Source organism: Sphingobacterium olei, from assembly GCF_005048855.1.
Taxonomy (GTDB): domain Bacteria; phylum Bacteroidota; class Bacteroidia; order Sphingobacteriales; family Sphingobacteriaceae; genus Sphingobacterium; species Sphingobacterium olei.
In genome coordinates this window covers 63,462-78,165 of record NZ_SUME01000006.1, presented here as the reverse complement: position 1 = coordinate 78,165, position 14,704 = coordinate 63,462, and the positions used below count along the sequence as shown (strand labels likewise).

At 43.4% G+C, this 14,704-nt stretch carries 12 protein-coding genes; 9 read left to right on the top strand and 3 right to left on the bottom strand.

All coding sequences use genetic code 11. The features are described 5' to 3' along the window. Positions 1-212: 212 nt before the first annotated feature. The 3 genes from FAZ15_RS15005 to FAZ15_RS14995 are packed head-to-tail and all read right to left on the bottom strand — an operon-like array spanning position 213 to position 3,052. Positions 213-1,217, bottom strand: a complete 1,005-nt coding sequence (locus tag FAZ15_RS15005) for an ABC transporter permease (RefSeq protein ID WP_136902145.1) — start codon at positions 1,215-1,217, stop codon at positions 213-215. 18 nt (positions 1,218-1,235) lie between these two features. Then, positions 1,236-2,186, bottom strand: a complete 951-nt coding sequence (locus FAZ15_RS15000; protein WP_238387271.1) for an ABC transporter ATP-binding protein — start codon at positions 2,184-2,186, stop codon at positions 1,236-1,238. An 8-nt stretch (positions 2,187-2,194) separates the two neighbouring features. Next, positions 2,195-3,052, bottom strand: coding sequence for a COG1470 family protein (locus FAZ15_RS14995; RefSeq protein WP_136902144.1), 858 nt, complete (start codon positions 3,050-3,052; stop codon positions 2,195-2,197). Between the two features lie 275 nt (positions 3,053-3,327). On the opposite strand from FAZ15_RS14995, the gene FAZ15_RS14990 reads away from it, so the two are divergent. From FAZ15_RS14990 to FAZ15_RS14950, 9 genes are all read left to right on the top strand, one after another. After that, on the top strand, positions 3,328-4,026 hold the full coding sequence (locus tag FAZ15_RS14990) for an ATP-binding protein (RefSeq protein ID WP_136902143.1): 699 nt from the start codon (positions 3,328-3,330) through the stop codon (positions 4,024-4,026). 97 nt (positions 4,027-4,123) lie between these two features. Continuing rightward, entirely contained in the window at positions 4,124-4,591 is a 468-nt protein-coding gene (locus FAZ15_RS14985) for a DinB family protein (protein WP_136902142.1), read from the top strand. Positions 4,592-4,619: 28 nt separating this feature from the next. Then, entirely contained in the window at positions 4,620-4,850 is a 231-nt protein-coding gene (locus FAZ15_RS14980) for a hypothetical protein (RefSeq protein WP_238387270.1), read from the top strand. 95 nt (positions 4,851-4,945) lie between these two features. Then, positions 4,946-5,527: an RNA polymerase sigma factor gene (locus tag FAZ15_RS14975; protein ID WP_136902140.1), complete on the top strand. Its 582-nt coding sequence runs from the start codon at positions 4,946-4,948 to the stop codon at positions 5,525-5,527. 50 nt (positions 5,528-5,577) lie between these two features. Then, complete coding sequence (locus tag FAZ15_RS14970; RefSeq protein WP_136902139.1) at positions 5,578-6,723, top strand: FecR family protein; 1,146 nt, start codon at positions 5,578-5,580, stop codon at positions 6,721-6,723. Between the two features lie 94 nt (positions 6,724-6,817). Continuing rightward, positions 6,818-10,087 carry a SusC/RagA family TonB-linked outer membrane protein gene (locus FAZ15_RS14965; protein ID WP_136902138.1) on the top strand — a complete coding sequence of 1,090 codons (3,270 nt, stop codon included), beginning with the start codon at positions 6,818-6,820 and terminating at the stop codon, positions 10,085-10,087. A gap of 10 nt (positions 10,088-10,097) precedes the next feature. After that, the gene (locus tag FAZ15_RS14960) at positions 10,098-11,684 is read left to right on the top strand and encodes a RagB/SusD family nutrient uptake outer membrane protein (protein ID WP_136902137.1); all 1,587 of its coding nucleotides are present in this window, start codon (positions 10,098-10,100) and stop codon (positions 11,682-11,684) included. Positions 11,685-11,702: 18 nt separating this feature from the next. After that, on the top strand, positions 11,703-13,343 hold the full coding sequence (locus tag FAZ15_RS14955) for an FAD-dependent oxidoreductase (RefSeq protein WP_136902136.1): 1,641 nt from the start codon (positions 11,703-11,705) through the stop codon (positions 13,341-13,343). Positions 13,344-13,345: 2 nt separating this feature from the next. Then, positions 13,346-14,695 carry a glycoside hydrolase family 2 TIM barrel-domain containing protein gene (locus FAZ15_RS14950; RefSeq protein ID WP_136902135.1) on the top strand — a complete coding sequence of 450 codons (1,350 nt, stop codon included), beginning with the start codon at positions 13,346-13,348 and terminating at the stop codon, positions 14,693-14,695. Positions 14,696-14,704: the final 9 nt, after the last annotated feature.

Here is a 14,704-nt window from a genome sequence, read left to right as displayed (position 1 = left end):
TAGTCAAAATACTATCAACTAAAATAGGGATTGTAACGATAAAATCATAGTGCAATCCCCAATAATTGTAAAAAACCGTCGTATTTCAACATTTTAGATCTATATATGGATAAAATAGTATCAATCGAAATGATTGTACTATTTTCCGTTTTCACGAAGCTCTATTTTTACACTTCCTTAATTAATAGCACAAGCTATCAAACCTATGTTAGTTAGCTCCGAATCTCTTTCCGCATAAATATATAATATGAAAGGGCAAAGCATACCACCGTTGCCGCAATCAGTCCGCTTAGCTGCGGCCATACGATCAGGAGGCTGTCTTTCACGCCGAGTGGCGATGGTATTGCGCCAATCATCTGTTCCATCGACACCGGGCCCAGACTACGTACGGAGGGAATCAACAGCGTAGTGGTTGCATCGGTATAGAGCTGCCCCGGTGAAAGGCGCAGCAAATTCAAAATCAATTCGTTGTATTTAATCAATTGCGCTTCCGACAGATAGTTGGGATTAGGTAGCAGCGCATGTACAAGCAGGTTAATCACAATCGGAAAAAACACCGTGAAAAACAACCAAATACCTATGGCCGTAAGTGCAGACGTGGCAGCCTGTTTAAACCGGATAGAGAGTAAGATAGAAAGACTCAGCCAGAAACCGATATAGATCACGCTCAGAATAACGAATCCAACGATCCGCAGTAGCTCCTGCGGTTCCATCCGCACACCCGTTGCGATGAGTCCACCACCAATTAAAAACAAAATAAGTGCACTCAATAACGTACCCACGATAATTAAAGGTCCCAGAAATTTCGCGATCAAGAGATTGTCGCGATAGATCGGTTGTGCCATCAAACGGGTAAGCGTGCCACCGTTACGTTCGGAGTTAATGGCATCAAAACCTAGCGCAATACCAAGCAACGGCGCTAAAAAATTCAGGAACACGTGAAATGCAGGTACCGAATTGTCTGTATTGGTCAATAACTTGAGATACAAAAAAGCCTGATCCGGATCCTGTGCATTATTAATTGCACTGCGCAAGTTGGCAGACGATACATAGGTCGATGCTAAAAAAGTTAATACCACGAGCAAGATCAACACGATAAAACGCCAGCTGCGGATATGTGCACCAACCTCTTTATTGATCAATATCGATAGCGGATCAGAGGCTATTCCTGTGGTTTTTGAAAAAAGACCTTTGAAAGAAGCTGTTAAATTGTTCATATGTGTATAATGTGGTTTTTAATGGTCTTCGAAATATTTCTCGTAGATATCGTCTAAGCTATATTCTTTCCGTTGCACACCGATGATATCCGCTCCATGCTTTACCATTGTGCGCACGATCTCGGGCGTTATATCGGCTGTCGTCTCCAGTTCCAATACGTTGTCGTTAACAGACAAGGTTTGGAAACCCTGCAGCTTTTCCAAATCAGCTTTGATCTGCTGCAGGGAGATCTCCTCTACGGTCTGCAACACCACCGTAGTTGTATACCCTTCTTTTTTCAGTAAGTCTTTGGCAAGTGTCTGGATATTACCCTCTACCAACAGCTTCCCTCCCACGAATATACCCACTCGGTCGCATACACGCTGCACCTGATGCAGATGGTGCGACGAAAGCAGCACGGTGAGTCCTTGCTCCCTACTAAGTTGTTTGATCAGCAACAGAAATTCGTTTACGCCGCTCGGATCAATACCCAGAGTAGGTTCATCCAAAATGATTACGTCGGGCTGTTTGATCAACACATCAGCAAGGCCAAGCCGTTGTTTCATCCCGCGCGAATAGGTTGCCGTCTTTTTGTGTGCAGCATGCGCCAGCCCCACGGTTCGCAACATCTCCGTAGATCTCGTTTGCGCCTCCGCTTCAGATAATCCGTTAAGGCGGGCAATGAAACGTAAGTTTTCGAGCGCGGTCATGTTATCATAGAAGCCCACACTATCGGGTAAGTAACCAACCTTTTTTTTAACAGCTATCGGGTTTCGGGTTGCATTGTGTCCGCATACGTAGGCTGTACCTTCGTTAGGTTCGGTCAGGCCAAGCATCATCAGGATACTCGTCGTCTTTCCTGCACCATTTGGCCCCAATAGACCAAATATTTCGCCCTTCGCTATCGATAGATTCAGGTTATCGACCGCCGTCAACGACCCGTACCGTTTTGTCAGACCGGATAATTGTATTATCGAATCATTCATCATTTAACCTCCTATCTACGGCCGTATTTCCGGATGAGATAATAGACCAAACCAATCGCAATTAAAATAATGAGTACACCTATCCAGCCCGACAGCATGGAGGTCGTTACCGCAGCGCGGAATGAAATTTCAGCTGATCCGTTTGGATTTTTGGCCGTAAATTTAGCGACATAGTCGCCTGCAATCGTTTTTTCGGGCACTTTAAGGTTGATCTTTACATCTACGGTTTTTCCGGGTTCGAGCTGTTTGATGTTCACAGGCTCGAAGGTAGCTTCCCATTTGGTCGGGAGTTGTGAGGTAAGCTCTACATCATTGAGCGGCAGCGTACCGGTATTCTTTAAGACAACCTGTATTTCTTTACTACTTCCAGCGACCACTTCATCACTCAAACGGCCTGTCGGCGTTGTCATCTCGATACTGTAAGAGCCCTTCACCACCGCTTCCAAATTCAGCGTTAGCGTATCCCTCTTAGACACCGCCTTGACTGGTATATTATATTTATTAGGTTTGGCTGTATGCGTCGCGTTAACCTCTATGCTGATGTCCTGCATTTGTCCGGCTTCTATGCGGATCGATTTCACAAAACTTCCCTGCACGCGGTAGCTGATCTGCCAGCCTGCAGGCAACTGGGCATCCAAGTCATACAGGACAGCCTCTCCCGCGCCATTTCGTAAGGTCGCATTATACCGAAAAGGTTCGCTCGCGGCCGCTTCGATGTTGATTAATTGTGTTTCAAAAGCAGATTTGGCGTTGTTCTGTGTTGCCGACTGCTGTGCATGGGCTTGGTAGCTGTGACCAAAGAACAGCGCTAAAAAAAGCGCGAAAAAAGTAAAACGCTGTGCGTGTGTTGATTGTAATGGTGTTAACATAATCCAATAACTAAAATTTATATTTTATAGAATAATAGTCACAAAAAAATGCTCGGTAAATGTACCCCTTGCTAAGTTTAAAATTTGATTACAAATTAAAATATCCAATTTCAAAAAGTCAAGTATCTTTTTAAAAAAATAAAAATATCTCTGCCGCCTGACAACTTCTTTCATTTCTTTTGAAAGATATCTTTTGTTTCATCTGAAAGATTTATTAAATTTGTTATGAAAGCACTTTATATGATACGACATTAGATAGCGGAGAAGATGCCGTGATGGCGTATCTCAAATCTGGAGGAATAGCTGAATACATCAAAACAGGCATCCCGCTAATCCTAAATACATTGGTTGACGACATATTGATGAAGGACATTGCCGTAAGACATTCTGTCCGTGATATCAACTCGCTTAGGCAGTTAACGGCTTTTTTAATTACCAATATCGGAAATCTGGTATCCGCCAGCAAATTAGTAGGCATGTTCGATATTAAGTCGCCCGCTACATTTTTAGAGTATTTTTCCTTTTTGAAAGATGCCTACCTGCTTGACTTTATTCCGTTGTTCAACCATTCTTTAAAAGTTCAGGCCCGCAATCCGAAGAAGGTATATGTCATGGACATGAGACTCTATACCGAAAATGCAGTATCAACCAGTGATAATACCGGGAGGCGGTTAGAAAATCTCATTTTTTTGCATCTTCGCCAGCACTATAAACATATCTTTTATTACAAAGATCGGGGTGAATGCGATTTTATCGCTATGGAAAAAAACGAAGTAAAGGAAGCCATACAAGTGTGTCTTTCTATAAACGATGAGAATTTTGACCGGGAGTATAACGGACTTTTGGAGGCCATGCTATATCTCGATTTAAAAGAAGGGTACATTATTACCTTAAATCAACAAGACACATTTGAAAAAGACGGACGGGTTATCCGAATGCTGCCAGCGCATGTATACCTCATGTCTCAGGCGTAGACAAACAAATACCCTCTGCACGTGTTTTGCAATAACAGATACAATCGCTACCAGCACTGATCAATCAGCAGCGATAAAACAATTAATATGCAAGATCATGAACTATAGCATTACCATAGCAAATAGGTTTCGGGAAGTCATTTTAGATGGGACCTGGATTGCAAATACCAATTACAAAAAAGAACTAACATCGCTGGACTGGCAAGTAGCGACCACGAAAGTGGATTCCTTAAATACGATTTCTTTGCTAGCACAACATGTCCATTATTATATTAGTGGCGTGAAGGATGTAGTGTCAGGAGGGCCATTGGCCATCAGCGATCAGTTCAGTTTTGATTTCCCGCCTATTGCATCTCAGGAACAATGGGAGCAATTCCTGAACACGTTTTGGCGAGATTCGGAAGATTTTGCACACCTAGTAGAAAATACCTCCGAAGAGCAATTACGTCAGATCTTTGTCGAAGAAAAATATAACACCTATTTAAGAAACATTGAAGCCATGATCGAACACAGTTATTATCATTTAGGTCAGATTATACTGATCAAAAAAATGATAAGGAGATGAAGCCAGTGTGTTACAAACGCTATACCGTTTGCACCTAAAAGAGTTCGTATTTCTTTCGTCATCTTTGTTACGTACACCAGCCAACCTACTTGCATATAGCGATGGCCTACTGTATAGCAACCGACTGGAAATTGTAAGCCAGACTATTAACGATAAAGGCAAACTTCACGATCGACATTTTAATATTACCTATCGTGAAGTGTATAAATTCGTATCACTCGATTCCGCTCAATGGGCAGAACTCAGTCCGGGGTGGTAATGAAAGATGACCATCGGTTTTTATGATTTATTTTGAATTACAGTTTAGATTTTCTAATATTGTCGATACTCATTATACACCGAAGTTTCCAAAATATGGCCATCAATTATACCATACTTTCGTTTCCCCACCTGATGCTTGCTATAAAACAATCAGACAGAAAGGCATTTGATGAGCTGTATGGTAGAACATGGAAATCGTTATACAAGCAAGCCGTTAACAAACTGAATAACGAAGACCTGGCAAAAGATATCATCCAAGATATCTTTATAGACTTGTGGACCAAAAGAGAAAGCAGCAATATTGATCATATAGAGCACTATCTAAGCCGAGCAGTCAAATTTAAAGTAATTGACCAATTTCGGAAGAAAGATTTCCACCTAAAGGAAATCGAAGAGTTTGTAGATATCCTGGAAGATAGTGAATATGCCGATAGCAAGTTGCTCGATAACGAACTAAGAGAAATTATCAGTACACTAGCCGACCGCTTACCCCAAAAGCGGAGAGAAATTTTTAAACTAAAATTTGAACAGGAACTTAGTACCAAAGAAATTAGTGACCTATTGAACATATCTCCAAAAACAGTTCAAAACCAAACACTTAACTCGATATCCATACTAAAAAACATATTTCAGAAAATTCTTTTTATACTTTTTATACTTTTTTTTGGGAGTTAGCCCCTGTTTTTACGACATAGAAGAAAGCAACCATTATAAACATTTCTTCCATGCACAAGAAACGTCATAAGATAAAAGACAGATTATTTAAGATTTTTCGTTTATATACCTCCGGAAAAGCTTCTACAGAGCAGGAGAAATTTGTTGACACGTTCTACGATTCTGTTGGCACCGAAGAAAATGTCCAAGAGAACGATATGGAATCCATATCAAAGGAGATCAAATCCAACATCGACAAAATAATAAACACCAACCCCAAAGTCATTTCATTCCCTTGGGCAGCAGTCAAGGTCGCAGCAGCGGTTGTCTTGATTGGCGCAGCATCAATACTTCTTTTTAATCTTCGTCAGGAACAAGCCGAACAGCCGCAATACGGACAGGAAAGTTCTCATGAAGAAACTCCAATTCTTTTAGTCGGTAGTGACAGTGTTTATGCCTTGGGCGAAGAACCGCCAGAAGGCACTTCCTACAAAATTATTGACGACCAGAAAGTATTGGTATTTGCTGCACGTGCAGAGGAGAATGAAAGCAAACTTCTAAAAGTGGTTAAAAATCCGACTAAAAACGTTTTTACATTTTTATTAGAAGATGGTACCCAGATCTGGCTTAATTCAGGAGCAGAGGTAGAGATATCATCTCAGTTTGGTGTAACGAAGCGGGAAATAGCCGCCAAGGGCGAGGTGTATTTCGACGTAACAAAACAGCAAATAAATGGCCAAGCTATACCATTCACGGTTCATACGTCTTTGCAGCGTATCGACGTACTGGGTACGCAGTTTAGCATCAACAGTAGCAACGGCGATGAAGAAAGCATCCATCTCGTAGAAGGAAAGGTAAAGCTTACACATAATCTATATAAAACAAGCACCCTGCTCAAACCAGATCAAAAAGCCGTACTTAATGGAAGTAGTTCGAATATCTTAGTCGTCCGCGCAGAAGACTCCAACAAAGTAAATGCGTGGAGAAAGAACCTATTCTATTTCGAAGATCAAACATTAGCCTCCGTCATGGAAGAGCTTTCACAATGGTATAGTGTAGAAATTCATGTGGACAAATCCATCGCACAAATTCCTATTACCGGTATAATCACACGATATAAAAATATTCAAGATGCCTTACAAATAATCGAAATGACCAATAATATAAACACGGTAAAAGAAGGAGGAAAAATATATGTAAAAGAAAGCCAGCGATAAACCAAAAATTAGGGATGCTGCAAACACCCCTAATTCGTTGCCTAAAGAGTTTAGGCGCGATTGTTCAGATTGCTATAAACTAATCAATATTCAAATGTATAAATTACTACTGATAATTAATAACCATTTAAGCTGTAGTAGTATAAGAATCTTTTGTTCCACCCTATTTTTTCTGTTATGGTTAACCACCGGCGGAATCTGCTTCGGACAACAGAACACTATTACTGCTACGTTTAAACAGACATCCATCAAAGAAGTCTTTCGTGAACTCAATGAAACGGTGGGTCTCAAATTTATGTACTCCACGAAAGATCTCAATGAAAAAAGGACGATCACGGCTACCTTTACCAATGCCAGCATCCAAAGCGTGCTCAACCGGGTGCTGCAAGATCTAGATGTCTCCTACACCCTCAAAGATAATACGGTAATTATCAAAAGGAAAAGTAGAACGGAAAATATAAAATCTCAGGAACGCGTTATACGTGGACAAGTTGTCGACGAAAATGCACAGGCTTTGCCGAATGTGACCGTATCGACCAACTTAGGAGAGGTTCAGGTCTCAACCGATAGCCAAGGCAATTTTTCATTGCCGGTGACTGGGTCCGCTACGTCCCTATCCTTTCGCACATTAGGTTACGAATCAAAGGAAGTTGCGCTCGACGATCAAGAAGATTACACCGTAAAATTGAGCAAAACCTATATGGATCTCAACGAAGTCGTTGTCGTAGGCTATGGTGTACAAAAACGAAAGGATATGACCGGGGCGGTTTCTTCCGTAAGCGGCACGCAACTCAATAAAGTTCCGTCCACCAGTCTAAATGAAATGCTACGAGGTGCTGCACCTGGCATTCAGGTCACGACCGCTAACGCATCGCCTGGCGGGAGTTCAAGCATATTGATTCGTGGCCGCAGATCATTATCGGCAGGAAACGATCCACTATATATTGTAGATGGCATCCCTACGGCCAGTATCGACGACATCAACCCCAACGAGATTGAATCTGTAGAAATCTTGAAAGACGCCTCATCTCAGTCTATTTATGGAGCTCGTGCAGCGAATGGCGTTATTTTGGTGACAACTAAAAGAGGTTTGAGCAACACGACAAAGATCAATGTCAACTCCTATGTCGGTAATCAGTCGCTAGATCGCAATTTCGAATTTTACGATGGCGAGCAGTGGGCAGCCTACCGTAAAGAAGCTTTCTACAATGCCAATGGATACTACGACGAAGATGAAGTATTTAGAGGACTAATGGGACAAGTGTACCAATCCAAAGACTACGTCAACTGGGAAGAAGTGATGCTAAATTCCGCCGTACAGAACAAGAATGACGTGCTGATACAGTCGGGTAGTGATAAGACAAAATACGCCCTCAGTGTCGGGCATCTGTTTCAAGATGGTATGGTGCCGGGCTCTGATTTCACCCGGTTTACCGGCAGGTTAAATGTAGATCAAAAACTGTTCGACAAGGTAACATTGGGTTCAAACATCGCCTACACCAAATCCTTCCGCAACATAGCAGATGGTAGTTTCAACTCCTATATCACCATGCCTCCTTTGGCGCAGATTTATAATACCGATGGTAGCCTCAGACAAGATGTAACCGAAGCCGGCGAGTCACATTTCAACCCACTTTGGAACATTGATCACTCCGAGAACATTAGCGTCACCGATCGGTTTAACCTTAACCTATTTGCCGACTGGAATATCAGCAAATCCCTATCATTTCGGGTTAATGGAAGTCTGAATAACCGTAAAGTACAAGATAATGTATACCGTGGAATCCTGCACAGCACTGGGCGTAACAATCAAGGAGAAGCCGAAGTATCCGAAAGCACATACAACGATTACCTAGTCGAAAACATCCTGAACTACAACAAGGATATCGACAAGCATCATATCGATGTCACCGCGATGCAAAGTATCAATGTCATTCAATGGAAACGCCTTGCCAATACAGGGTTCGGCTTTGCCAATGATGACCTCTCCTATCAAGCCATCGCCTCTGCCAGCACACATGGCATCCCTGTGTACGAGCTTTCCGACAGGAGACTACTCTCCTACATGGGACGCGTACGGTACAATTACGACAGCCGGTACATCCTATCGCTAGCTATGCGTATCGACGGTTCGTCTGTTTTTGGGGCAAATAACAAATACGGTTACTTCCCGTCTGCCGCGTTTGCCTGGCGGATAAAAGACGAAACGTTTTTAAAAGACGTCAGCACAGTGTCTGATTTGAAATTAAGACTCAGCTATGGCCAGGTCGGAAACCAGGGCATCAGCCCCTACACCACATTGGGACTAGCGGATAAATACCTGACGGAATTTGGGAATGTAACGCAGATTGGCTACCTGCCCAATGCCCAGTTACAGAATCCCAACCTAAAATGGGAAACCTCTACTTCAGTCAATCTCGGGTTAGATTACGGATTTCTGCGAGGGCGCATCAATGGTACCCTCGAGTTTTATGATACGCAGACCACCGATCTACTTGTAGAACGATCCCTCTCATCCACATTGGGATATACCAGTCAGCTGGTCAACCTAGGGCATGTTCAGAATCGTGGCGTAGAAATCGCTTTAAATACCATCCCGATAGAAACGACGGATTTCAAATGGAATCTGGGCATCAACTTTACGCTCAATCGGAATAAGATCAAGAAAATCGACGGACAGACCAATGCAGATGGCACACAGACTGATGACATCAACAACCGTTGGTTTATTGGCAATTCGATGAACGTGTATTACGATTACGAATTTGACGGCATCTGGCAACTCGACGATGATATCGCCAATTCAGCGATGAAAGATGCCAAGCCGGGGGCTGTCCGCGTAAAAGACAATAATGCAGACAATGTCATCTCTGTTGACGATCGGATTATAATCAATCGCGATCCGAAATGGATCGGATCGCTGATCACCGGATTTGAATACAAAGGCTTCAATCTTACGGCAGATCTGTATTACGTTCGTGGCGGTTATCTATACAACCCCTACTTAACCAGCTTTGAAAGCGGAGGAGATCTTACCGGCAAGCGCAACGGAATCCGTCGCAATTATTGGACAATACATAATCCATCCCAGGAAGCTCCTGCCCCCAATATGAACCAGACACCGGCGTTTCTTTCGGCTGCTGCCTATCAAAAAGCGACCTACATCAGGTTGAGAAACTTGGGTCTTTCCTATAATATTCCGAAGAAATACCTTGAAAAGATCAAGTTGGATAATCTTAGGGTATTTGGAACCATGACAAACGTATGGACCTCGACCGAGGTGATGGCTTATGGCCCAGAACAAAATCCAGGACAGTATCCCGAACCCAAGACCATGCTTTTCGGACTGAACTTTTCCTTTTAATTAGAATATCATGAAAAGATTTATCATATATAGCATCATTAGCGTTGGAATCCTCGCCGGATCATGTACGAACTGGCTTGACGAAGAAAACCAGACAAAGTATTCCGCAGCCTACATTTATAGTACCGAAGAGGGACTACACCTTGCTGTAAACGCTCTGTATGCGTTATTGCGAAATTACGCCAACGATACTGAGAATGCGACTATTTTCGCACATGAACGTGGCACGGATCTCGCCGTAAGCAATGGTGGAACCGGAAACTTCTTTGGTATCTACGATCCAAACAACCTACGCTCCTCCTCCTCGCAGGTAGCCCATATGTGGCGTACCATGTATCAAATCATTGGGAAAGCCAATGAGATCATTGCAGCAGGTGAAAATTTGGAGCAAACGGACCGGTTAAATACGATCCTTTCTGAAGCACGGTGTTTTCGTGCACAGGCCTATTTTCAACTCTATCGGACCTATGACAGGCTCTGGTTAAATACCAGTCCTACCACTTGGGAAAACGTAGACTCGCCGAAAGATTATCACGTAGCAAACAATGCAGAGGTTTTTGCCTTGATACACGACGACCTTGACTTTGCCATTACCCATCTGGACTGGAAATCGATAGAACCGGGGCGTTTCAACCGCGCTGCTGCCCGTCACATCAAAGCAAAAGCTGCACTGTGGCAAAAAGATTGGGACACTGTACTTGAACAAGTCGAAAGCATCACACAATCTGGCGGTTATCAGCTTATAGCACTAGACAGTATTTTCAATGCGGCCGATCTCAATCACGATGAAGCCTTGATGGTACAGCAATGGAGCAAAAACCCTGGAGGAAATTTATCCAATGAAACACCGCGAGGCAACTACTTTGCAGCCTATTTCATTGGATTGTACCGTACAGAAATTGGTGGAACAGCCGAATTTGCATGTAGCTACGAAAACTGGGGATATACCTATGGACGAGTACTGCCTAGCCCCTATCTCTTCTCGCTTTATGATCAAACCAAGGACAACCGTTTCACCCAATTTTACATCCATCGGTATAGAAATACCACCAGCAATACCATAGCTTACGGATCAACACAGGTAGCACCAGGCGCCTATTTTCCGCTCTACAAGAATGGAAACAAAAACCGTAACGTTTATCCCGGATGTACCAAGCATGGCGATATCTGGACCCGTACCCCGTTTGAAACAAGAAGCTACAAGGACTATATTCTCTACCGTCTGGCTGAAACCTATATCATGGGCGCGGAGGCAGCCTTGATGAAAGGCGATCAAAGCTTGGCAAAAGAATATTACAACAAAACATGGCAACGTGCCGGAAACACTGCATTTACAGGCACCTTAACCATTAAAGACATTATCGATGAGCAGGCAAGAGAACTGGCGTTCGAAGGAGATCGCTGGTATTTTCTCAAGCGTCTAGGAATCCTTATTTCACAGGTCACTAACTATGCTGGCGATCCAGAAATAGCGGCTTCCGTTGCCGGAAGGAACAATCTTCCTGCCAATCCGCATTTTATAAGATGGCCCATTCCAGAGGCCGAAGTTATTAATATGGGAGCTGAAAACTTCCCGCAAAATCCAGGATACAATTAATCCCTTAAAAAAATTATCATGAAAAAATATTTGCTATACCTCTTTACAATATTAGTTGTTCACACCGCCACCGCAACGAGCCCTCAAGAAAAATACGACATCTGCGTGTATGGAGAATCCGCTTCAGGCGTAATTGCTGCGGTCCAGGCCGGTCGTCTTGGTAAAAAAGTGATCCTGATTTCCAAAACAGCACACGTAGGTGGACTTGCCACATCAGGTCTTACAGCCACTGATATGAATAGAAATGACAAAGTTGGCGGGATCACACGCGAGTTTTACCAACGTATATTCCAATATTACCAACAGCCTGAATCCTGGAAAAACCAGGAACGGGATGCATTCTTTATCAAATCCCTCAAGCGGACTTATAAAGGCAAAAACGACGAGCGCGAAATGCAATGGGTCTATGAATCCCATATTGCCGAAAAAATCATGCTGGACATGCTGCGCGAGGCCGGGGTTGAACTTCTTTTTAACGAACGTATTGACCTTAAAAAAGGTGTAAAAATGAAAAAGAAGCAGATCAATAGCCTCTTGCTAGAAAGCGATAAACAAATCCAAGCCAAAGTCTTCATCGATGCATCTTACGAAGGCGATTTATTGGCCCAATCCGGGGTCTCCTATACCGTAGGTCGAGAAAATAACACAGCGTACAACGAAACCTTAAATGGCTACCGAATCAACTACAGTCAGGGAACTGATTTGAGCGCCATCGATCCTTATATCAAAAAGGGCGACAAATCGTCGGGATTGTTACCCCTCGTTGATGCACAACCAACATCCGAAAATGGACAGGCCGATAAAAAAGTGCAAGCCTATTGCTACCGGGTTACCTTAACAGATGATCCCAATAATCGGGTAAAAGTTCAAAAGCCGGCAAATTACAATGCCCTTTGGTACGAGATCCTAGCTCGTCAGTTGGAGTTAAATCCCCAAACCGAACTGCAAAAAATCATCACCCTAACCCCTATGCCAAATCGAAAAACCGACACAAATCATCTCGATTTCTTTGGCGCGAGCTATGATTATGCCGAGGCAAACTACGAAGAACGTGCAAAGATAGAACAAGCCCATAGAGATTATGCACTCGGGATGCTGTGGTTCCTAGAGCACGACGAACGCGTACCTGCTCACATACGAAAAGAGATGAGCGATTGGGGATTAGCAAAAGATGAATTCAACGAAAGTGGGCATTTCCCATATCAAATCTATGTAAGAGAAGCACGGAGAATGATAGGCACCTACGTTATGCATGAAAAAAATGTTAGCAAAGAGAACCGCAAAAATGCTGAACACCCTATCGGTCTGGGATCGTATGCCTTAGACTGCCACTACGTTTCACGGGTAGTAGACAAAGATGGAAAACTACGGAATGAAGGCACTATTTTTCAGCCCGTTACCCCATATCCGATCAGCTATTATGCGATTACGCCAAAACAGGAAGAATGTACCAATTTATTGGTTACTGTATGTATGTCTGCATCACACGTTGCCTATAGCAGCATCCGTATGGAACCCGTATATATGATCCTAGGTCAATCTGCAGCCGTAGCTGCTTCAATGGCAATAGACGGATCCACTACGGTACAAAAGGTATCTTATGAAAAATTAGCCGATCAGTTGATCAAAGATCAGCAAATTATCCACTTAAGCAATTAATCATGAAAATATATCATGCTATAGTATACCTCCTGTTTGCCATATTGGCAAACAGTTGCGAGAATGCGTTTGATTATCCCATTCCCCCCAATTCCTTTGAAGTGGTCGAAACTGATCCGCCAGCAGTCGTCACCCTGGAGCAGCAAGACGGTGTATGGAAGATGTTTGTCGACGGAGAAGAATTCTATGTCAAAGGTGTTGCCGCCAATAACTTTCACGACAAAGGTATCCAATATGGCGCAAATACGGTGCGTACATATGGCGTAAACGACAGCACCAGAGCCACGCTCGACAAAGCTTATGCCGCTGGGATGTACGTTAATTTCGGTCTCTATATCCGTCGGGAGACCGATGGGTTTGATTACAACAATCAAACTGCCGTTGACCAACAATTTCAAGCCATGCGCGAGGCAGTCCTTCAATTTAAAGATCATCCAGCCATCCTGTGCTGGTCGATCGGCAATGAAGCCGAAGCCAGCTACACCAACACCAAATTGTGGACAGCTATCAATGACATAGCCACCATGATACACGAGGAAGATCCCAATCATCCCACAACGACTACATTAGCGAGCTCTAATGTAAGCCATATACAACACATTATCCAGATGGCACCCGAGATCGATATCCTATCGGTGAATACCTATGCCCCCAACCTACCCGGGGTATTGAACAACCTTGCGACAGCTGGCTGGCAGAAGCCTTACATGATCACCGAATATGGCCCACGCGGTACCTGGCAAATGAATCCCGAACCCGATCGCATTCTTAATTGGGGAGCACTCGTTGAGCAGACAAGTACAGAGAAAGCACAGATATATCTAGATGCTTACCAAAACCATATTGTCGCGAATAGGCAACAAGGCTGTATTGGTTCGTTTGTATTTCTGTGGGGGTATCAACTCCACGGAGAAGTACTCACCTGGTATGGTATGTTTGACAAACAGGGTAATACCTTTGCCGCCGTGGATGCCATGCAATACGCGTGGACCGGCTCCTATCCAACAAATAGAGCACCCGTAATTCAAGATCGCAGCAAAATATTGATGAACGGTAAACGCGCAGAAGAAAACATTACCGTTTCAAAAAACTCGACAAATATAGCGACTGTAGAAGCCTCTGACCCCGACAATGATCCGTTGACCTATGCCTGGCGCATCATTAAGGAAAAAAGCGCAGCAGCAGATGGCAGTCTGCCGAATGGCATTGCTGGACTAATTACGGATGCAACATTGCCCAGTATTAGTTTTAACGCACCTAACGAAACAGGCGGCTACCGATTGATCATTTTTGTAATCGATCAGAACAACAAGAAGGCTGCCAGTGCCGTCATTCCATTTTATGTTGAATAACAAGAAATT